Origin of the sequence: uncultured Rothia sp. (genome assembly GCF_963555405.1) — a bacterium.
In the GTDB taxonomy this organism is placed as follows: domain Bacteria; phylum Actinomycetota; class Actinomycetes; order Actinomycetales; family Micrococcaceae; genus Rothia.
This window is the reverse complement of the sequence record NZ_CAUVVO010000007.1, coordinates 15,743-37,143: the sequence shown is the minus strand read 5'-3', so window position 1 is coordinate 37,143 and position 21,401 is coordinate 15,743. Positions and strand designations below refer to the sequence as shown.

Genomic DNA, 21,401 nt, shown 5'->3' with positions numbered 1-21,401 from the left:
TTTAGCCCGCCCGCGTCTCCCTCGGGTTTTACCGTGAGGGCGCGTGCGGCGTGGTGCATCGGATAGCTTTGTGGTTCCCCGTGCTCCCGAATGGTTTTCTATTCGGGAGCACGGGGTTCAGCTTTTAACAGCTACCGCGGTGTGAGATTTCTCGAAACCTTAAAGTATTCCTTGAGTGTTTCCTGACAATCGTTCAACGCTTTGATAGGGTGAGGATATCCCCGAAACCGAGGGGGATTTTCAACCACTTTTCTCATCGGGCGTACGCAGATTCGACGGTAGATTCTCAGCCTGCCGGTAAGCTCGCGTAGCCCCGGAGAAACAACTTTAAGGATGTCTCATGTCCTCGCTTCCGAACTCTAAGCCTTCATTCTTCCATGCGGCCCGCAACTGTAGCGCGCTCGTACTGGCGAGCGCGATGGTCCTGCCGATGACCCCGGCGCTGGCCCAGGACGCAGCCCCCGCCGCAAACACGCCCGTTGCTAACGCGCCGACTGCCAATACCCCCACCCCTGCAACTCAGGATGTCGCGGATGAGCCGTCTTTCACCGTTGATTATGAGGATTACTACTACCAGGACGGCCGTGACGTCTTCAAGCAAGAGGGCGACGGCCTGTACACCGGTGAGGACAGTAAAATTACGGTTGTGGGCACCGGCTTCACCAAGGAGTGGCGCGAGCAGCACGGCAAGGTGGTCATCTACATCGCGCCCGAGGAGAACGTCCCCTATAACGCTCTGCAGATTACCGACACTCTTCTGCGGTTTGAAGAGGGCAAGGACTTCACCATTGACGAGGACGGCACCTTTGTCGCTCCGCTGAAGGTTGAGGCTAATACTTTGCCGAGTTACTACACCCTCACGGAGTATTTCCCGGATATGACTCTGGACAAGGTGCGTTACGAGGTTGGCGTCCTCGCCGAGCCTCAGGGCCAGCCGCAGTCAACCGTTCAGGATATCTGGGCTCGCAAGAACGTCGTGACGCATCACGGTCTGAGCACCAATGATTATCACTTCGATACCTTCGCACCTAAGTTGAAATACGACGCTTTGAAGGACACCACGAAGGACCAGGAACTGCTGATTCAGGGTCAGGGCTTCGTAGGGACTGACATCCCCGGCGTTGAGGGCATGATGTACGTCATTCGCGAGAAGGGCACGGGTTCCCCCGTCCTGCTCATGAGCGAGATGAAGCATTACATCCAAGGCGATGATGAGTATGAGAGGAGCCTGGAGGGAGGCTTCGCTTTCGTCAATCTCAAGATTCCCGCGAACACGCTGGATCCGTCCAAGCAGTACGTCATTGAGGCGTGGAGCGACTACGGTTACCCCAGCAAGACGGATAAGACTCTCATCACCCCGATGGTGGGTTTTGCCCCGGAGCACCGCGGCGTTCTTTTGGCGCACCAGGATTTGAAGTTTGAGGGTGTCCAGCGGTTCACGAATGCTTACGTACCCGTAGAGGAACGTATGTACTTTTCAACGTCGCTGAACGACGAGGAACGGAATCAGCCCGCCACCCGCGGTGAGCTGGCTTCCGCCCTTTATGAGATGAAGGGCAGCCCCAAGGTGGACCTCCCTGAAGTCTCTCCGTGGCCGGATGTGAAGACGGACGACCCGAACTACGCCGCCTACATTTGGGCTCGTGAAAAGGGCGTTACCTTCGGCGGGCCCGACGGAAAGTTCCACGCGGAGGACGGTCTCACGAATGCAACCGTTGCCGCAATGATTTACCGTGCGTCTGGCTCACCGGAAGTATCGGGTGTTTCGTCCTTCCCGGATGTTACGCCGGATTCCGCGTTCTATCGTGAGATTCTGTGGGCTACCCAGCAGAATGTTATTACTCCCGAGACTGGCATGTTTGAACCGAATCATGCTGTGACCCGCATTGAGTTGGACTGGATGCTGTTTTATTACCGGCATCGTGTGCTGAACCCTATCACTACCGGCCTGTATCGCATTGCTAACTAAGTAGGCCAGGTAACTAAGTAGACCGGGCCAGTTCTAGCCCGGGTACCTCGTCACAACGGACGAGGTGCCCGGGCTCTTACGCACTGAGTACGCGGTGAGAGAATCCGCGCGGATTCTTCTAGAGTTCTCGCCCCTAGAATTCTCGCCTTAGAGTTCCCAGGCGGGGACTGCGGCGGTGCTTGCCGAGTGCGCATCCTGACCGGTTGCCACGCCGGTGGAGATGGTGAAGTCCCACGGGTCGGTGTTCAGCGCGGACAGCTTCGTGTCGATGCCGTAGCCACGCTCGGCGAGCAGGGCACGCAGGCGGTCGGCTGCCGAACGCAACCACAGCGATTCGCTGGCCGGATGGGAGCAGTCGATCAGGGCAATGTTGCTGCCGTCGACTCGTGCGGTTTCACGGAATTCGCTGGCGGGGTGGTGGCGCAGGTCGGCGGTAATGTACACCTGCGCGTCGGTGGCGCGTACTGCGTCGAAGAGGGAATCTCCCGCGCCTCCGCAGAGGGCGACGCGGCGAATCGGCTGGTCGGCACGTCCGGAAATGCGCAGGCCACCGGCGGTTGCGGGCAGTGCCGCAGCGAGGCGTTCTGCAAGCTCCTTGAGGGTGATTTCTTCGGGCAGGGTGCCGAGGCGGCCGGTACCTACCGCGTGTTCCTGCCCGTCGAGTACCTGGGTTTGCGCTTCGGTGAGCGGTTCGCGGTCGATGAGGCCGATAGCGTCGCAGAGTGCTTCGTTCACACCCTCGACGGCAGCATCGGCGTTGGTATGCGCGCCGAGCAGGCCGCATCCGCCTTCGATGAGGGTGTGCAGCACGTTGCCCTTGTAGTCGCTGTCGGGGATGAACTTTACGCCGCGCAGCAGCAGCGGGTGGTGGGTGATGAGTAGCTGCGCGCCTTCGGCTACGGCTTCTTCAGCGGTGGCGGTGAGGGCGTCTACCGCGAAGAGGACGGTGCTCACTTTAGCGGCGGCACGACCCGCAACGAGGCCGGAGGCATCCCATCCGGCGGCAAGCTGCGGCGGGAAGAGCGTGTGGAAGGCGTCAACGACTTCTGCGAGGGTGGGGGTTTCTAGTTTTTCAGTCATACCTCTATTGTGGCAGGTAGCGCGGCGGTAACTTGGGAATATTATGCGGCTCAGCGGTGTTCTTCAGGTAGTGTGGATTTATAGTTCGAGGAGGAATCATGACTGATGTTGTTCTTGCCGGCGGCTGCTTCTGGTGCCTGGATGCGGTGTACCGCCAGTTCCGCGGGGTTGAGGCGAGCGTCTGCGGCTACACGGGTGGCGAGACTCCCGACCCTGATTATCGTTCGGTGTGTTCGGGTGCGACCGGTCACCAGGAGGCGCTGAAGCTCAGCTTTGACCCGCAGGTGATTGATCTGGATACGGTGTTGGATATTTTCTTCACGAGCCACGACCCGACTAGCTGGGACCGTCAGGGTGCGGATACCGGTTCGCAGTACCGTTCGGTGCTTTTCTACGCTGATGAGCAGCAGCGTGAGGCGTTTGAGCGTGCGGTGGCGCGTGCTCAGCAGCTGTATTCCTCCCCCATTGTTACGGAGATTAAGCCGCTGGGTGTGTTCTATGAGGCTGAGGAGTATCACCAGAATTATTACGCGTTGAATCCGGCGCAGGGTTATTGTGCGTTTGTGGTGAGCCCGAAGGTGGCTCATGCGCGCCGTAATTTTGCGCATCTGCTCCGCTAGGTTGTACGCCCCTCCAGTTGTTTTGCCCCGCGGCTGTTGTTCTTTCTTCGAAAGTATTCGGAATAACGGCCGCGGGGTTTCTTCATGTGTGCCCAGTTGTCCCAAGCTATTTGCTATTCACTTGTGCTTTAGGGTTGCTATAAGGTGCGCCCGGTATGATGGGGGTGTCGACTCACTCTCCCTCATCTGTTGACCTCTTCGAAAGACTGCTGATGACTAGCTCTTCTTCTAAGTCCATCGCTTTGAGCCGCCGCGCCGTATTGGGTGTGGGCGGTATTGGTCTTGCCGCTGTGGTGTCTGCGTGTGCGCGTACGGTGCATCCGCCAGCTGATGTTGCTGAGTCTGGCTCGGCGAGCGCGAGTGCTTCAGCAAGCCCGTCTGCTTCGTCGGCGCTACAGCCTGCGAATAAGTCGTATCAGGGTAAGGTCACCTTCGATAACTTTGAGAAGAACGGCGAGTATGTTCCTGCTACGGCTGAGCAGAAGGCGCAGAACGTACCCAAACCGATCATGCCGGAGAAGGTGCAGGAGCTGAGCGTTGACGGTATTTATGCACTGATTGGCTATTGGATTTCTAGTTTTAATTATTTGGCGCTGACGGGTGATATTGAGCCGTTGAAGAAGACGGATCCGAGCAGCGATTACTATAAGGAGCTTGAGCCGATGGTTAAGCTCTATGAGACGGGGCGCGGCTGGATTTATGACACGAGTGAGCCGATGTCTGTGTACCTGTTGACGGATACTCCCACGCAGATTGAGGGTGACCGTATTCGTTATTTCTGGCGTGCTCGTTCCCTGGTTGATCAGAATGCGAAGAGGCATCTGACCGAGGGCGATAACCGCGATAAGTCCCTTGTGGGGGCTGAGGATTCTCAGGGCCAGGCGATGCGGATTGTTGTGGAGTATAAGGAGGGTGCTTGGTTTATGAGCACTCAGAAGGATAAGGATGCTGATAAGAGCTCGGATTCTGCGAGCCCTTCGGCTTCCTAGTGCACTAATTGCAGCTTTTTGATCTTTTCTCTGCAAAAGGATACAAGTAGCGATATTTGATATCTATTTGCGCGTTTAGGGTATGATAAGGGTGTCAACTCACTCTCTTTCCTTTGTTGACTTCTTTTGAAAGGCTGATAATGACGAGCCCTTCCCTCATATCTACCCGCGTGAGCCGCCGCGTGGCGCTGGGTGCGACCGGTGCCGGTGCACTTGCTGCGTTGACTGCGTGTGCTGGTAGTATCCGCCCGCTGGCTGATGGCTCAGCGTCAAGCTCCGCTTCCGCAAGTGCATCCGCTAGTGCTTCAGCTAGCGCCTCGGCTTCTGCTTCTTCCAGCAAGTCCTATAAGGGCTTCGTAAAGTTTGATAACTTCGAGAAGAAGGGCGAGTACGTTCCGGCGACCGCCGCTCAGAAGGCACAGAACGTGCCCAAGCCTCTCGTTCCGGCGAACATGAACGATCAGAACGTTGACGGCATGTACGCGTTCATTGGTTACTGGCTGGCGAGCTTCAACTATGCAGTGCTGACCGGTGACACTGAGCCGATGAAGAAGGCGGACCCTGCGGATATTTACGTTGACATGCTGCAGGATTACGCGGTGATGTATGGGGACGAGCTTGGCTGGCTGTACGGTTCGGATACCCCGATTACTATTGAGCTGATTAGTAGTGCACCACAGAAGCCTTCCGGTAGCAGTGCCCTGTACTACTGGCCGGCTTATATGAACTACAGCCCTGATGCGAAGATTCACCTTGAGGGTAAGTCGGATCAGCCTTTTAAGACGGCGGAGAGCCCGAACGGCAAGCTGATGAAGGCTATTGTGGAGTACAAGGACGGTAAGTGGTTTATGCTGACCGGCAAGGAGAGCTCTTCTGCATCTGCTTCTTCTGGTAGCTCTTCGTCTGTCTAGGCCGTTGCCTTTGACAGCGTGAATAGGCTTCTCCCCCGCCTGCGGTAATGCACCGTGGGCGGGGTTTATTTGTGCCGAAACGCTGCTAAAACTCTGCGGAAATCCAGGGAACACCCAGGAGAAAACCCGGCGGATGGTCGGGGTTGCCGGAGGGTGCCTCGGGTACGCTTAACGTATATACATTGACGTACTACATGTGGTCTTTACCTGCAGGTTGTGAGCCTCGTGCTGACGGCTTTGTGGGTGATGGATCCGACGAAGGACTTCCGATGACTACCTTCTTCACTCGACGTACTGCCCTGGGTGTTGCTGTTGCGGGTGCGCTTTCTGCATTGACTGCGTGCGCTAGTGATATTCGCCCGTTGGCTGGCGGCACCGGCTCGGCTTCTCCGTCGGAGGCGGCGACCGCCTCCGAGACTGCTTCCGCATCGGCATCTGCGAGTGCCTCTGCGGCTTCGGGTCTTCCGTCTTCGGGTAAGTCCTATAAAGGTCCGATGAAGTTCGATAGCTACGAGAAGACCGGCGAGTACGTTCCGGCGAGCGCTACGAATCCGGCTGAGAATATGCCGAAGCCTGTTCCTCCGGCGAATATCAAGGAGCACAGCGTTGATGGTGCGTATGCTTTCTTGAGTTTCTGGCTGGCGAGCTTGAACTATTTGATGATGACGGGTAACCCGGCCCCGATTGAACATATCTACTACAACGGCTACGGTTGGGAGAAGTATCAGAGCACGATCAAGCTGTATGCGTCGGGTGCTGGTTGGGTGTACGGTACGGAAACTCCGTATATTGTTGAGCTGCTGACGGATGCTCCTCGTGAGGTGCCGGGTAGCGACAATACCCGCTTTATTTGGGAGGGCTATTCCTACATGGACCCGAAGATGATGCGGCATTATAGGAATCAGCCTGAGAAGGCAACGAGCGCTGATGAATCGAAGAAGAGGGTGGCGAGGTTCCGCCTGGAGTACAAGGACGGCAAGTGGGAGCTGTCGAGCGCCGCTTAGCTACCGCCTAGTTGCCGCCTTGCTGAGGGCTCGCTCTCGTAGTGATTTCTTATGTGATAAGACCCCGCACCTGGTAAAACGCTGGATGTGGGGTCTTAATTTTCTGAACAATTGAGGTGGTCGCGGGGCTATGTGGTGGCTCTCGGGTAACCTTAAAAATATATACATTGACGTACTGATAGGTCTGTACGGGGTGCGTATGCCTGCCGCGGTGTGTGGCGTAATTTGCTCTGTATTGGCTCCAACGAAGGGCTTCCGATGACTACCTTCTTCACTCGACGTGCTCTCCTGGGCGTGGGTGCGACCGGCATCCTTACGGCGCTGGCTGCGTGCGCTACCGATATTCGCCCGCTGTCGCAGGGTTCCGGCGGTTCCTCTGGTGCGGCTTCTGGTGCGGCGTCCTCTTCTGCGAGCGCTTCGGCGTCGCCTTCTCCTACTGATGATCACACTCCCGGCTCGTATGTTGGTCCGATTAAGTTCAATAACTACGAGCGGAACGGCACCTACATCCCTGCGACTGCGAATGCGCCGGCGCAGAACGTGCCGAAGCCTCTGATCCCGGAGAAGATGAAGGAAAACAGCCCCGAGGGCGCCTACGCGCTGATGGGTTATTGGCTTGCTTCCCAGAATTATCTGATTCTGACCGGCGATGTTGAGCCGCTGATGAAGGCGGATCCGGCGAAGGCTTTTTTGAGCAACTCTAGGACCATGATTAAGCTCTATGAGTCGGGTCTGGGTTGGATTTACGGTTCGGATCAGCCGTACAAGATTGAGATTGCGGAGAATGAGCTTCAGCCGGTTGCTAATAAGCCGGACCGTTACGAGTGGCTTGTGACCGTCGCGTATGACGCTGCCGCTAAGTACCACATTGAGGGTGAGCCTGATGCGACTATCGTTGAGGAAGAAAAGACGATTCCTCGCACGACGAAGTTCATCATGGAGTACAAGGAAGGCATGTGGCGCATGCTTCTGGACAACAACAGCTAAATTTCTTCATCTTCTGATACGCACTATTTAAGGATTTCTGATGACGACTTTCCTTTCTCGACGTGCCGCACTAGCTGCCGCTACCGGTGCCGGCGCGGCTGCGGCGTTGACTGCTTGCGCTAGCGATATCCGCCCGCTGGCGGATAGCTCCTCTGCTCCTTCCAGTGAGGCTTCCTCTTCCACAAGTCCTAGCGCCTCTGCTAGCCCCTCTGCCTCTGCGGGTGGTTCTTCTGCGAAGTCTTATCTGGGGCCGGTGAAGTTCGACAACTACGAGAAGAAGGGCGAGTACGTTCCCGCGGATGAGACGCACAAGGCGCAGAACGTGCCCAAGCCCCTCCCTCCGGCGAATATGCATGAGAACAGCATTGATGGTGCCTACTCTGCCTTTAGTTTTTGGCTTGCCAGCGTCAACTATCTGGTGCTCACCGGTGACGATGAGCCGTTGAAGCAGGCTGACCCCTCCGGCAGGGATGTGAAGTCTTTCCATGATTACGTGACTTTTTATGAGTCCAATGAGGGGTGGTTTTACGGTTCGGAGCATGCGCTTCAGGCTGAGATGATGACCCCGCAACCTGAGAAGGTGGAAGGCAGCGAACCTCTCTATTACTGGCGTATCACGCTGTCCAAGGACCCTAATGCGATGATGCATGTTGAGGGTAAGGGCAACAGGCCTATGTACCAGAACACTTCCATGGAGCCTGAGCTTTCCAACCTGAAATTGTCGTATCAGGACGGCAAGTGGTTTACTTACCCCACCAAGGTACGCGGGCAAAGCACTGCAAGCCCGAGTGCTAAATCATCCGATGAGGCTAGCTCCAAGAACGCCTAGAGCATCTTTGTTCAGTTCGTCTTATGGGCGGGGATTTACCTCGCACATAGGCTCTAGGACTTAGTCTCATAACCCCACACATTACTTAAGGATTTCTGATGGCAACTTTTCTTTCTCGACGCGCCGCGCTAGCTGCCGCTACCGGTGCCGGCGCGGCTGCAGCGCTGACCGCCTGCGCTAGCGATATCCGTCCGCTGGCTGATAGCTCTTCTTCCCCTTCCGGTGAGGCTTCGGCGAGTGCCAGCGCTTCTGAGTCTGCAAGCGCATCCGCCTCAGCATCTGCGTCGTCTTCCGCTAAGAAGTCGTACAAGGGTACCGTAAAGCTCGACAAGTACGAGAAGAACGGCGAGTACGTTCCTGCCACGGCTGAGAAGAAAGCGCAGAACGTGCCGAAGCCTGTTGTTCCGGAGAAGATGAACGAGGCGACCGTTGAGGGCATGTACCAGTTCCTCTGCTACTGGGTGGCAAGCTTCAACTACATGTTCATGACCGGCGATTTCGAACCGCTCAAGAAGGCTGACCCTGAAGGCCGCTATGCGAACGATCACGCCAATGCTGTTCTTATCTACTCTTCCGGTAAGGGCTGGGTGTATGACACGGATGCGCCGGTTACCATTCAGCTGCTGACTGATGCTCCCAAAAAAGTTGAGGGCGGTCCCAACCGTTACGATTGGCTCGGACGCATTATCTATGATCCCAATGCAAAGGCTCACGTTGAGGGTCATGACCCTGTTCCTCTGGTTGATGGATCGACCAAGAGCGAGGCAACCAATTTTCCGTTTGACTATAAGGATGGCGCCTGGTTCTTACTCAGTGATGAAGAAGCTGATTCCCCCTCTTCAGAGGCGAGTAGCGCTAGTGCCTAACCCGCGTTCCTAGTCATTTATAGTGATGAGGGAAGCTCTCGAATGCAGTTGAGGCTGCGTGCGGGGGCTTCCCCTTTTTGTTTGTATGGCCTGCGTACGGTCGTGTTGAACTATTCCCCCAGATGAGCAGGTGCCGGCTTTGATCGTGTCAATAAATCTGCTCGGGTACGCTTAAAAGCACACGAACAAACTATTGAGGGGTTCCCATGCCTACCTTCGTTACCCGACGCACCGCCCTGGGCGTTGTTGCCGCTGCCGCGCTCGCCTCCTTGACTGCCTGCGCCAGCGATATCCGCCCGCTGGAGGACCCGAGCGTGGTTGACTCGATGCGTCCCTACAAGGGCGAGTTGAAGTTCAATAGCTACAAGTCCACCGGAACGTACCACCCCGCAAGCAGCACGAAGAAGGCGGAGAATCCGCCTATGCCCGTTCCTCCCGTGAATATAAAGTCAAAGACGACCTCGGGCATGTATGCGGCGCTGGGCTACTGGGTCGCAGCTCTGAACTACCTGACGGTTACTGGCGACGCTACCCCGTTCAAGGACGTGGACCTGGACGGCATCTACGTGCAGAAGATGAAGGCATACGTAGAGTTGTACGCAAAGAATGAGGGGTGGATGTACGGCACCGAGACGCCGCTCGTGGCTGACCTGACCGAAGAGACCCCGCAGAAGGTTGACGATGAGCAGTACCGCTGGAAGGGTGTTGCCCGTAGCCATAAGGATGCCGTTCTCCATTACGTGCCCGAGGACAGGGACATTCGTCTGGCTGAGACGAGCGGTGATTCCAGTAATGATGAGGTCACTTTTGTGTTGAAATACCGAAACGATGCGTGGATGGTCACCGTTGAGACGAAGAGTTCCTCGACGACTTCTCCCGGATCCTCGGGCGGAAGCGATTCTGGCCTCAGCGTTTAGGACGCAGCGGTATAGGAAGATACCGACGCGGGAAACGGCAGCCATAGGAAGATAATGGCTTTTCCCCCTAGTAAACGGTGCTTTTCGTTAGCTAACGTATCTTTTGTAGCATTTTCCAAGGTTTGACAACGAAAAAATCATAAACATACCCAAATACACTAAGGTACCCTGAAATAGATACACCGATAATCTATTGAAGGGTACCTTATGTCTACCTTCGTGACCCGACGCGCCGCCTTTGGCATCGCCGCCACCGCCGCGCTCGCCTCCTTGACCGCCTGTGCTAGCGATATCCGCCCGCTCAGCGACCCGAGTGTGCTCGACGCTCAGCGTATCTATAAGGGCGAGCTGAAGTTCAACAACTACGAGTCGCAAGGAACTTACGTTCCGGCAACCCATGAGAAGAAAGCCGAGAATCCGCGCAAACCCGTACGCCCTGCAAACATGAGCAACAAGACAAAGGGCGGCATGTATGCAGCATTGGGATATTGGATGGCTTCTCAGAACTATCTCATGATTTCTGGGGATATTGAGCCTTTAAAGTCTGTAGACGCAACCGTAGACCAATACTGGGAAAAGATGAAGAAGGCATACGTAAAAATGTATGCAGAAGGCAGCGGCTGGTTATACGGCACCGAAACACCTTGTCTATACCAGTTGACAGAGGAATCTCCTCAAAAGATTGACGAAGACCGCTACCATTGGAAAGCTACGACCTACATGCACAGTAGGGCCGTAGTCCACACCACGGCACAGGGCTTGGAGATTTCGCTAGCCTACACAAATAACCCAGACGGTCCCAGCAAAATCATTTTTGAGTTGGTACACCAAAATGGTGCATGGACAGTCGGTCCTGCAGGAGGAAGCAACGCAACGAATTCACCCCAGCCTACAGCAAGCAGTTCTTCTCCGGCGTAGAAGCAACAATATTACTGCCTTAGCGAGAGCCCGTGTTTTTCGTCATCTCCCGCCGCTTTTAGGGTCATGGAGGCGCACACAACATTGGGCTGACCGCCCCCCTGCGATATTCTGGAATTAGTTCAATACCGGCACATACTTTATTCACCTCAGAAAGAGCCCCATGTCTACCATGTATACCCGCCGCACCGCCCTGACCGCACTGGGTCTGGGCACCGCCGCGCTTCTTGCCGCATGTTCCTCGAACTCCTCCGAGTCTTCGGCGACCGCAAGCGCATCCACTACCGAGTCTTCGGCGACCGCGAGCGCTACCGCATCCGTCTCCCCCACGGCGGAGGCAACCACCACCGTTGAGCCCGGCCCCAGCATGAAGGGTGAGGTCGTTCTTGCCGATTACTCCTCCACCGGCACTTTTGAGCCGGGCACCAAGGAGCACAAGGCAGTGAACGTTGCGATCCCCGTGGAGCCGGCGAAGCTGCGTGAGAACAGTGTTGAGGGCCTGCACGCGTTCATTGCGTACTGGCAGGCTACCCTGAACTATCTGCTGCTGACCGGTGACGGTACCCGCTTCACGAATATTGACCACACCGGCGACTACTCGACTGTGGCTGAGTTCTTCCAGAGCATGTACGCTTCGGAGAGCGGCTGGGTTATTGGTTCGGAGCGTCCGATGGTTCTGTCGCTGACCGCTGACCGCCCGACCAAGGACACCCGCACCGGCTACTACACTTGGGCAACCGAGATGGTGATTGATGGCGCTGAGGGTGCTGGCGTGTACAGCAAGACCAATGATCGTGTGCAGCCGCTGACCGAGGTATTCAAGTACCCGGGTAAGCCGGTGGCTGGTCAGATTGTGGCGCACTACCAGGACGGCACTTGGCGTATGGTGCGTCGCGCTCCGGGTACTGCTTCTGCTTCGCCGGTTCCGTCGCTGAGCCCGAGCGCTTCGGCTGCGGGTTCTGCGTCTGCGGAGGCTACGACTGCTTCTACTGAGGCATCTGCACAGTAAATCCAGGAGGACAGCCTCCCTTATACCGCCGAGAAGCCACATGTGTTTCGAAAAGCCACCATTATGGTTGCTTTTCGAAACACATGTGGCTTTTCGCTTTTATTCTTTGAGAGGCTCACGGCGGCACCATCGAATCCAGACTCAGTTTTGTGCCTGATAAACAAATAAACCCTCAGTCAGAAGACTGAGGGTTTATTTCCTAGTGTGACCCCAACCGGATTTGAACCGGTGTTGCCGCCGTGAGAGGGCGGAGTACTAGGCCGCTATACGATGGGGCCGTGAGATTTACATCTCTTTCACCAGGTCTCCCTGGCAACACATATAACTATACAGAGGTTCCCAGAAACAACCAAATCGAAAAGTGGTGAAATGAGTCACATATTTTACACTGAGTGCAAGGCGCTCAGCATAGGCTCTTTTCCAGCTATGCCAGGCACTCCCCCGACAGACATCCAGAACCTCCGCCGCGCCCACCTCCGCCGCGCCCACCTCCTTTCAGGCACAAATGGCACCAAGGTACAAAAATGCGCCCCGCACAGTGTACGGGGCGCATCCGCTCAAACTAGAGCAAGAAACTATGCCTTACGGCGGCGAAGCACCATCACAGCGGCACCGGCAATCAGCGCGAACGCACCGACAGCAGCCAGGCTCAGAACGTTCTGGGCACCGGTCTTAGCCAGCGAGCCCTTGCTCTGAGGCGCAGACTTGGTAGCCGAAGCGCTCACCTGAGCATCGGAGCTAGAGCCCTTAGGCTGGGACTCCGACTTCACCGAAGAAGAGTTCTTCAGCGGCGCGGTCTTCGCGGTGGTTCCCAGCTGGTCGTTAGCTTCCTCAGCCTTCGGCTGCTCACCCTTAGACTGATCAGCCGCAGGCTTCTCTGCTACTGCAGCAGATGCGGAAGGCGACGCCGAGGCGTTGGTCGGGAATGCCGGCTCGTCAACCTCATCGCGGTTATCTGCGTTACCGGCGTCCTTCGCGTCGTTGACAATCAGCGAAACAGCCGAGTCGTAATTGCGGTTGGTAGCCACGTCAGAACCAGCGGTGACGGTACCGAGCATGTAGCCCTGGCTGTACTGCATGGTGTTCGCGGGAACACGCAGGGTTGCGTCGAAGGAGTACTTGCCGGTGCGTGCGTTGTAAACAAACGCGCTCGCCGGAACAATGGTGGACACCTTCTGGATGCTTGCCAGTTCGCTATCGGTCAGCTTGTCGAAACCCATCGACCATTCGCCTTCCTTGACGAGGAACAGGCGAATACCTTCTGCCGGGGGCTTCTCAAAGTCGTAGCCGGACACGTGGAAGGTGTAGGGGCGGGTAATGTCGACGGTGCCCTCAGCGAAGTTCAGGGTGGGGTCAATCAGCACTGCGGTAGCCTGCTTCGGGTAGCCCTGGAAGGGAACCTTAGCGGGGTTAATAGTCGCGGTGGAGGTGAACTCACCCTCGGAAACCTCGGCGTAGAACTTCACGATGGAGTTCGGAACCAGCTTCTGCTGCGAGGAAGGAACAGCCTTACCGTTACGATCCACGGTCGCCTTAGAAGTGTAGGTGTCGGTCATGGAGCCGTCACCGGTCTTCGAGTTCAGCACGTAGGGCACTGCCGCGGTGGTGTTAGCGATGTCCTGCTTGTCCACTGCGATGACGGAGCCGTCCGCGGTGACGGTCAGGTCGTTAGCCTTACCGCCGTTCATCTCAACCTCACCGATCACGCGGTCAGTCTTAGCGTCGAAGATGGCGATCTTGCCGGTACCGAAGTCGGTCACGTACACCAGGTCGCGGTTCTCGTCGTTCTCCATGGACAGCGCCTGGGTGCCGAACTTGACGAACTTCTTGAACGCGCCGGTGGTCAGGTCGTAGACGGAGATACCGGAGTTCACGCCGTCCACGCCCTGGGAGGAAACGTACATTTCGTTCTCGGAGTGGTCGATGGTGACGTCAGAGGGACGAACCTCAACGGAGGAGTTCTCGCCGCGGGTCTGAATAACCTGCTCGGTTTTGAAGGTCTTGGTGTTGATGACGAAGACCTTGCCGCCGGTGCGCTCGGGCACGTACAGCTTGTCGCCGTCAACGGTCATGTTCATGCCGATGTAGCGGGTACCGCCGTTGGGGGCGCCCTCCAGCTGCAGCTTGGTGACCTCGAAGGTCTTCATGTCGATTGCAGACACGTAGTAGCGGCCGGTCACGAACACCTTGCCGGAGTTGTGGTCCACCAGCACGGAGCGGGGGTGTTCAATCCAGTTCGGGTCGCTCTCGGCGATACCGTGGTTAGTCCAAATCTGTTCCATGGTGTTCTGGTCGAAGACAGACAGGGAGTTGTCGGTGGTGTTAGTAACCCACACGGTGCCGGACACGTCATCAACAGTGATGCCGTACGCGGAAATGTAGCCGAATTCGCCGTTCTTATCCAGCTCGAAGGGAAGCGCTGCTACTTCTTCAATCTGAAGAGTGTCTGCGTTGACACGAGCAATAGTGGAGGCAAGGTCGCCGCGTGCACCCACGCCGACCATCCAAATCTTGTTAGTCGCCTTGGAGTAGGCAACCTGGTACTGGCCGGGCAGACCCTGGGTAATCTGCGCGACGGACGCGGAGGTGTCGACAACGCGGCTCAGCGATGCGGTGGAAGGAGCCGATGCGCTGGGGGCCGCGGTCTGGTTTGCGGTGTTAGGTGCTGCGAAGGAGGCAGGAATCATGGCTGCGCCGGAGATTGCGAGCGCGAGGGAGCCGACGGCGAGCCCCTTCAGTGCTTTGCCCGAGGAGGGAGTGAGGTTCAATGTGTGTCCTTCAAATGTGTAACGGAAGTGCTCACATGCCGCATGCGAATGCTAACGAGACACCCGTGAATATGCGGTGACATATTCGACGGCACGAAAAGCAGAAATGCAGGTAACGCATAAATTTACCTACCTTCTAATCCTCAATGTTTTCCCAGGAAAATACAAGCAGCGACGTGGGCGTGTTTTGTGTTTTTATGAGTGATCCCCTAATTCGCCTTCAGTATCACGTGAAGGTTGAGGCGCTTCCCCGGTTTTTCCTTGCTCTTGCGGGCAAAAACCCAGGTCGCGAGGGGTATTGTGATGCTTTTATATTTACACATTAATGTAAATGTTTAGGTGAGGCGCGCCAGCGAGATTCACCACGGGTTAAACATTTTCTCGACATTCAAAACCTATATTTTTACAGGCAAGTGCACATATATAAATATGTCCTAAAACCACCTACCCAGCATTAGCCCAAGCGGGCACACAAAAGGCGGGTACCCCTCCCCCAGATTCGAAGAATCCGAAAGAGAAAATACCCGCCTTTTCACGCGTTATATCGAGCATTTAAGCCCGAGAGCTAAACGCTATGCCTTGCGGCGGCGCATCACCAGGGCAACACCCGCAATCAGAGCCACAGAAGCGAAAGCAACCAGCGGCATCACAGCGTTCGCACCGGTGTTCGCCAGAGCGCCACGCGAAGAGCCAGCCTGCGAGGAACCTGCGTCGCTCTTAGCTACCGAGGAGCCACCGCCCAAATTATCGGAACCACCTGCGGAGGAACCACCGTTCTTCACAGCCGAACCGGACTTATCAGCCTTCACTGCATCCGGAGCGGGCTTGGAGTCAGACTGAGATGCCTGATCCTTAGAAGTCTGGTCCTTGGAGGTCTGATCCTTAGCCTCTGCGGTGTTCTCGGACTTAGCGTCAGACTTCTTATCCTCAGACTTAACGTCCTCAGACTTCTTATCTTCAGCCTTCTTGTCCTCTACCTTCGGATCTGCAGGCTTCTTGTCCTCAGCCTTCGGGTCAGCCGGCTTCGACTCCTCAGCCTTCACACCGGTCACCGTCGGGTAACCCGCAAAGTCCAGCGAAGTCGGGGTGATACCCACCGGAGCTGCGCTCGCGTCGGTGTCCTTCACGCCAACCTTGAACTTCAGAATGGAGTTAGCCTTCAGCTGCTGAACCGATGCGGGAACGTCGTTACCCTGGCGGTCCTTGCCGGGCAGGGTGGTGTACTCGCTGGCGGTGGTAATCTCGCCGGTGGTGCCGTTGAGCACGTAGGGCAGGGTCACCTTCTCGTCGCGGTCCTTCTTGTCGAGGACCAGTACGGAGCCGTCCTTGAGCAGGGTCACGTCGTTCGCGGCTGCGCCGTTCATCTCGACCTCGCCGATGACCTCGTCAGCGCGGCCGTCGAAGACAGCCACCTTGCCGGTGCCGAAGTCGGTTACGTACACCAGGTCGCGGTCCTCATCGTGCTCCAGAGCGAGCGCCTGGGTGCCGAACTTGACGAACTTCTTGAACTCGCCGGTGGTCAGGTCGTACACGGAGATACCGGAGTTGACGCCTTTCACACCCTGGGAAGAAACGTAAATCTCATTCAGCGAGTGGTCCACAGCAACGTCGGAGGGGCGAACCTCAACGGTGGAATCCTCACCCTGAGTCTGGATGGTCTTCTCAACCTTGAAGGTCTTGGTGTCCACGACGAAGAGCTTGCCGCCGGTGCGCTCGGGCACGTACAGCTTGCCGCCGTCGAGGAACAGGTTCATGCTGATGTAGCGGGTGCCGCCGTCGGGTGCGCCTTCGAGCTGAATCTTTTCAACCTGCTTGGTCTTCAGGTCGATAGCGGATACGAAGAAGCGGCCGGTCACGAACGCCTTGCCGGACTCGTGGTCAACCAGAACGGAGCGGGGGTGCTCAATCCAGTTCGGGTCGTCTTCCTTCACGCCCTCGTTGGTCCAGATGAGCTTGAGGGTCTGCTGGTCGTACACTGCTACGGAGTTGTCGGTGGTGTTGGTAACCCAGACGGTGCCGTCCACGTCATCAACGGTCACGCCGTACGCGGAGGTGTAACCGTACTGGCCCTTGTCGTTCTTCTTCACGGGCAGCTCGGCGAATGCCTCGGTCTTGAGGGTGTCTGCATCCACGCGTGCCAGGGAGGAGGCGAGGCCGCCGCGCGCACCCACGGTGGGTACGAACAGCTTGTGGTTCTTCTTGGAGTAGCCAACCTGGAACTGGCCGGGCAGACCCTGAATGATGTTCGCAACGCTACCGTTTGCGTCCACGGTGCGGTGTGCCTCAGTGGAGGGGGTGGTGGCGTTGTTGTCAGTTGCCTTGGTCTTGGTGGCGGTTGCCGGGTAGCCCTGGAACTCGCGGGTTTCGGGGGTGACCTGCTTGACCTCGGAGTTGTCGCCTGCGGTTGCGGTGACCTTAAACTTCAGGATGGAGTTCGCCTGAATCTCGGAGGTCTTGGCGGGAACCTCGTTGCCCTGCTTGTCCTTAGAAGGCTTGCTGGTGACCTGGCTGGAGGTGCTGACGGTGCCGGTGGTGCCGTCGAGGACGTAGGGCACGGTTGCGGTTGCGCCAGCCTGCTTGTCGACAGCGACAACGGAGCCGTTGGGCAGTACGACCAGGTCGTTTGCCTTGCCGCCGTTCATGGCGACCTCGGCAATCAGCTTGTCTGCTGCGCCGCCGTCAATCACGCCGACCTTGCCGGTGCCGAAGTCGGTCACGTACACCAGGTCGTTCGCCTCATCGTTATCGAGCGAGAGCGCCTGGGTGCCGAAGGGAATGAACTTCTTGAACTCGTAGGTGGTCGCATCGTACACAGATACACCGGAGTTCTCGCCCTTCACGCCCTGCGAAGAGACGTAAATTTCGTTCTGCGAGTGGTCAATAGCCACGTCAGAGGGGCGAACCTCGCCGTCCTTATCGCCCTTCACAGAGATGGTCTTCTCGACCTTGAAGGTCTTGGCGTCAATCACGAAGAGTTTGCCGCCGGTGCGTTCGGGCACGTACAGCTTGCCGCCGTCCACCAGAATGTTCATGCTGATGTAGCGGGTACCGCCATCGGGTGCACCCTCAAGCTGAATCTTCTCGACCTTCTTGGTCTTCAGATCGATAGCCGAGACAAAGAAGCGGCCGGTCACGAAAGCCTTACCCGACTCGTGATCGACACGCACCTCGCGGGGGTGCTCAATCCAGTTCGGGTCGTCCTTGCTCAGACCCGCATTGGTCCACAGCTGCTTCATGGTCGCCTGATCGTACACGGCAACGGAGTTATCGCGGGTGCTGGTCACCCACACGGTACCTTCCTCGTCATCGACGGTGATACCGTACGCACCCTCGTAGGAGTAGCCCTTGTCGTTCTTGACGATGGGCAACTCGGCGACAGCCTCAATCTTCAGGGAGTTCGCGTCAATACGAGCAATAGTGGAAACGTGCTCGTCGCGGTCAGCGGTGCCCGCAACCCAAATCTTGTTGGTCTTCTTGGAATATGCGACCTGGAACTGGCCGGGCAGGCCCTGGGTGATCTTAGCCATCGCCTTGTCGGTGATGGTGCGAGCGTCAGTGCTCTGGCTTGCCGCCGGGGTGGATTCTGCCGCGAACGATGCGGGGATGGTGGCAACACCTGAAATTGCCAGTGCCAGCGATCCAACGGCGAGGCCCTTGAATGCCTTGCTCGAAGCGAGGTTCATATGTATGTCCTTTTTCGTGGGTGGTGTGTGGAGGTGCGCCTCTCCCCTGCTTGAGGGGCGGTGAGGCGCCGCGTTTTTCTTGCTCTCTGCTGTGGGTTTCGTGGGCCCACGAGCAAGGAAACTAGTCTTCACACAGTATTAAGTAAGGCAATCATTAATTTACCTTCTAGGTAATACTTACTTAGCGCACAGGATTTTGCAAGATTTCAGGTATATATGACGCAAAATTTCATATGCCAGGCACAACCTGTCACTAAACCCGCACAACAAAACCCCCGCCTCCAGCAAAAGCCAGAAGACGGGGGTTTCACGAACCCCAACAGGCACGCGCGGTGCCGGGGTTAGCTAAATTTAGAAGACGTACGAGAATTAGGAAACGTACGAGAAGTCAGTGAACAGCAGGTTCTGCAGCTTGTAGCGGCGAATGAAACGAGCCAGCTCCGCGCGAGTAGTCGGCGCGGTCGGCTTAAACTCACCCGAAGCGTCGATCACGATGTCGTTCGCGCCAGCCCACGCAACGTAACGGTGCAGGGTACCGGCACCGAGTACGTCGCGGAAACGAGAACCGGTAGCCTCGTTCATCTCGGTCAACTGAACCTCCGCGTTGTACTGGAACAGCACAGCCGCCAACTCCTCGTGGGAGACCGGTGCGGTCGGGTCAATCTTGTCGCCGCCGGTGAGCGGCTCGGTAATCTTGCGGTCACGAGCCCAGTGCAGAGCGTTCGCGGTCGGGCGGCCTGCCGCATCCGCGAAGGGTGCAACCTCAGAGTTTTCGCTCACGCCAGCGTGACCGGCCGCGTGGTTCAGCAGAGCAATAAGCTCCTCACGGGTCACGGGGCGGTCCGGCTCAAACGCGCCAGTCTGCGGGTTCGGCATCAGCCACTTCTTCTGGTTCGCCATGCGGATATCCTCGGCGAACGGGTGGTTATCCGGAACATCCTCGAAAGAAGTCTTCAGAATCTTAGTCTCAGCCACGGGGATGCGTGCAGCAATCTGGTGGGTAATCTCCTGACCCCACGGGTCGGAGCAAATATCCAGCTGCAGGGCGTGATCAACGCCCTCACCCTGCAGCAGCTCGATGGGGAACTGGTCGCTACCGCTGAAGCTGTCAGCGTCACCGTCAAATTCGGGGGTGAGCGGCCAGGAGCGCAGAGTTTCGAAAGAGTCGTTACGAACGTAGCCGTGGCGTACGGTCAGGGTGGTGCCTTCGGTGAGGAATTCGCGCAGACCGTGTGCAGTGTAGTTGACGGTCATACCGGTTTCGGTGATGGTGGCGCACTGAATGACGAGGCGCGGGCCTTTAGTTTCCTCAGTTGCCGGGGCAATGTTGGTGGGTGCTTCATCTGCCTGAGCGGCCTGTGCCTGCAGGGTCAGTGCGCCTGCAGCGGCAGCGGCGGAAGCACCCTTTACGAAGAATCGTCGTGAGAGTCGATGGGTAAGCAAGGGCATGATTGTCCTATTCAGTTCTTGTTTGAGTTGAGTGAGTTACGGGTGGCAGGACGCGCGGACAGCGGCGTAAACGGTGAGTGAGGCCGATACGTTGGGTTCCCTCCCCCTCTGGCGTGCGTGAGTGAGACGCAGCGTGCGGGGTGCGGGTGTCTGTCGGGCGGATGCACGGTGAGTGAGACCGGCACGAGTTCCCTGACCCAGTCATCTAGCCTACCTTAAGGTTTCTGTTAAAGCGAAGATGAAACGGCGGTGATTTTACGCCCATTTTCGGTGTTCGGCGAGATAGGGGCGTTATCTGGCATGGTTTGCCGGAAGTTGGTATGGGTTTTTGATGGGGTAACTTCGGGTTGTTGTACGCCGAGGCGTTCCTGGATGTGGAATATGTGGGATTCTGAGGTTTTATGTGCGACACGCCGTTCCGAACCCTTTTCAAAGAGTTATAGTTATTGGTACCCTATCACTGTTTCTATATCCTCAACAAAGGAGTTACCCATGGAGGCCAAGGAATTCTCTGAGAAGGCCCTCCTCTTTTTCGCCAAGTCCAAGTACGCCGACCTCTTCGGCGTGGCACTGGTTATCGCCATCGCAGTCGCATCAGGATACCTGAGCACCACCCTCGACAAATACGTCGACTGGGGCCCAATCACGAAACTCATTCCCCTCGGCGTAATTTCCGTGATTAACGTGGGTATTTCAATGATGTCTACCCGCCTGACCGGCCGCCTCTCAAACATCGGCAACGTGCTCGGCATTATCAACACGGCGCTGTCTGGCGCGATTGACTACATTATGGGCAACAAGGCAGCGATCATCACCTACCCGGTCACGTTCATCGTGTACACCTTCGCGATTCGTAGGTGGCAGAACTCCGAACGCGGCAAGGCAATGGAACCGCCGACCGGCGCGAAGGGTCAGCTGATTATTGGTGGTATTGTGGCGGGTTCGTTCGCGTTCTCCCTGATTGCGAACTACATTGGCTACGGCGGCAAGACCTCGTTCCTGTTCTGGATTACGACCGTGGTGTTTGGTCTGTCCCTGTCAGCCAACATTCTGAACGCGCTCAAGCTCACGATGCAGTGGCAGTTCTGGGCCGTGTACAACACCGTGCAGTGCATTAAGGCGCTGACCCAGGGCAACTTCGCAAACGTCGGCAAGTACATCTTCTACATCATCAACAGCGTGGCAGCGCTCCTGCTGTGGACCCGAAGCGGCACCGCAGCCAAGGGCACCGTGGCGGTGGCGTAAGGGGTGGTTCCCTAGCGCACTAGCTACCGCATATCCGCTCAGCGATATGTAGACACTCAACGATACAGACAGGAGGGGCCCTCTGGTGATTCAACCGGAGGGCCCCTCCCCTGCATTTTGCGGGCATATTTGCCGGCGTTATTTACCAGTATGGGTA

At 56.9% G+C, this 21,401-nt stretch carries 16 protein-coding genes and 1 tRNA gene; 12 read left to right on the top strand and 5 right to left on the bottom strand.

Annotated features, from left to right (window positions below; translation table 11 throughout):
* The first annotated feature begins 340 nt into the window (after positions 1 to 340).
* Entirely contained in the window at positions 341 to 1,969 is a 1,629-nt protein-coding gene (locus RWL87_RS06015; RefSeq protein WP_313969241.1) for an S-layer homology domain-containing protein, read from the top strand.
* Positions 1,970 to 2,116: 147 nt separating this feature from the next.
* Here RWL87_RS06015 and RWL87_RS06010 read toward each other — a convergent pair whose 3' ends face one another.
* Complete coding sequence (locus RWL87_RS06010) at positions 2,117 to 3,049, bottom strand: Nif3-like dinuclear metal center hexameric protein (RefSeq protein WP_313969240.1); 933 nt, start codon at positions 3,047 to 3,049, stop codon at positions 2,117 to 2,119.
* A gap of 98 nt (positions 3,050 to 3,147) precedes the next feature.
* Between RWL87_RS06010 and msrA the strand changes: the two genes are divergently transcribed.
* The 10 genes from msrA to RWL87_RS05960 all read left to right on the top strand — a co-directional run bounded on the left by msrA (position 3,148) and on the right by RWL87_RS05960 (position 12,099).
* The gene (gene msrA, locus RWL87_RS06005; RefSeq protein ID WP_005507518.1) at positions 3,148 to 3,669 is read left to right on the top strand and encodes a peptide-methionine (S)-S-oxide reductase MsrA; all 522 of its coding nucleotides are present in this window, start codon (positions 3,148 to 3,150) and stop codon (positions 3,667 to 3,669) included.
* 212 nt (positions 3,670 to 3,881) lie between these two features.
* Positions 3,882 to 4,658: a DUF6318 family protein gene (locus RWL87_RS06000; protein ID WP_313969239.1), complete on the top strand. Its 777-nt coding sequence runs from the start codon at positions 3,882 to 3,884 to the stop codon at positions 4,656 to 4,658.
* Between the two features lie 140 nt (positions 4,659 to 4,798).
* Positions 4,799 to 5,569 (top strand): DUF6318 family protein, encoded by a 771-nt coding sequence (locus RWL87_RS05995; RefSeq protein ID WP_313969238.1) that lies wholly within the window; start codon positions 4,799 to 4,801, stop codon positions 5,567 to 5,569.
* Positions 5,570 to 5,838: 269 nt separating this feature from the next.
* Positions 5,839 to 6,573 carry a DUF6318 family protein gene (locus RWL87_RS05990; RefSeq protein WP_313969237.1) on the top strand — a complete coding sequence of 245 codons (735 nt, stop codon included), beginning with the start codon at positions 5,839 to 5,841 and terminating at the stop codon, positions 6,571 to 6,573.
* 258 nt (positions 6,574 to 6,831) lie between these two features.
* Positions 6,832 to 7,560: a DUF6318 family protein gene (locus tag RWL87_RS05985; RefSeq protein ID WP_294642908.1), complete on the top strand. Its 729-nt coding sequence runs from the start codon at positions 6,832 to 6,834 to the stop codon at positions 7,558 to 7,560.
* A 40-nt stretch (positions 7,561 to 7,600) separates the two neighbouring features.
* Entirely contained in the window at positions 7,601 to 8,389 is a 789-nt protein-coding gene (locus RWL87_RS05980) for a DUF6318 family protein (RefSeq protein WP_313969236.1), read from the top strand.
* 98 nt (positions 8,390 to 8,487) lie between these two features.
* Positions 8,488 to 9,255 carry a DUF6318 family protein gene (locus RWL87_RS05975; RefSeq protein WP_311450174.1) on the top strand — a complete coding sequence of 256 codons (768 nt, stop codon included), beginning with the start codon at positions 8,488 to 8,490 and terminating at the stop codon, positions 9,253 to 9,255.
* 206 nt (positions 9,256 to 9,461) lie between these two features.
* The gene (locus tag RWL87_RS05970) at positions 9,462 to 10,172 is read left to right on the top strand and encodes a DUF6318 family protein (RefSeq protein ID WP_313969235.1); all 711 of its coding nucleotides are present in this window, start codon (positions 9,462 to 9,464) and stop codon (positions 10,170 to 10,172) included.
* A gap of 207 nt (positions 10,173 to 10,379) precedes the next feature.
* Positions 10,380 to 11,090 carry a DUF6318 family protein gene (locus tag RWL87_RS05965; RefSeq protein WP_313969234.1) on the top strand — a complete coding sequence of 237 codons (711 nt, stop codon included), beginning with the start codon at positions 10,380 to 10,382 and terminating at the stop codon, positions 11,088 to 11,090.
* A gap of 163 nt (positions 11,091 to 11,253) precedes the next feature.
* Positions 11,254 to 12,099, top strand: coding sequence for a DUF6318 family protein (locus RWL87_RS05960; RefSeq protein WP_313969233.1), 846 nt, complete (start codon positions 11,254 to 11,256; stop codon positions 12,097 to 12,099).
* Positions 12,100 to 12,304: 205 nt separating this feature from the next.
* Here RWL87_RS05960 and RWL87_RS05955 read toward each other — a convergent pair.
* The 4 genes from RWL87_RS05955 to RWL87_RS05940 all read right to left on the bottom strand — a co-directional run bounded on the left by RWL87_RS05955 (position 12,305) and on the right by RWL87_RS05940 (position 19,999).
* Positions 12,305 to 12,377: transfer RNA gene (locus tag RWL87_RS05955), tRNA-Glu, on the bottom strand.
* A 297-nt stretch (positions 12,378 to 12,674) separates the two neighbouring features.
* The gene (locus RWL87_RS05950; protein ID WP_313969232.1) at positions 12,675 to 14,867 is read right to left on the bottom strand and encodes an LPXTG cell wall anchor domain-containing protein; all 2,193 of its coding nucleotides are present in this window, start codon (positions 14,865 to 14,867) and stop codon (positions 12,675 to 12,677) included.
* A 572-nt stretch (positions 14,868 to 15,439) separates the two neighbouring features.
* Entirely contained in the window at positions 15,440 to 18,550 is a 3,111-nt protein-coding gene (locus RWL87_RS05945) for a DUF5074 domain-containing protein (protein ID WP_313969231.1), read from the bottom strand.
* Between the two features lie 369 nt (positions 18,551 to 18,919).
* Entirely contained in the window at positions 18,920 to 19,999 is a 1,080-nt protein-coding gene (locus tag RWL87_RS05940) for an S-layer homology domain-containing protein (protein WP_313969230.1), read from the bottom strand.
* A 492-nt stretch (positions 20,000 to 20,491) separates the two neighbouring features.
* Here RWL87_RS05940 and RWL87_RS05935 point away from each other — a divergent pair, with 492 nt between their 5' ends.
* Complete coding sequence (locus RWL87_RS05935; protein WP_313969229.1) at positions 20,492 to 21,244, top strand: nicotinamide mononucleotide transporter; 753 nt, start codon at positions 20,492 to 20,494, stop codon at positions 21,242 to 21,244.
* The last annotated feature ends 157 nt before the right edge of the window (positions 21,245 to 21,401 follow it).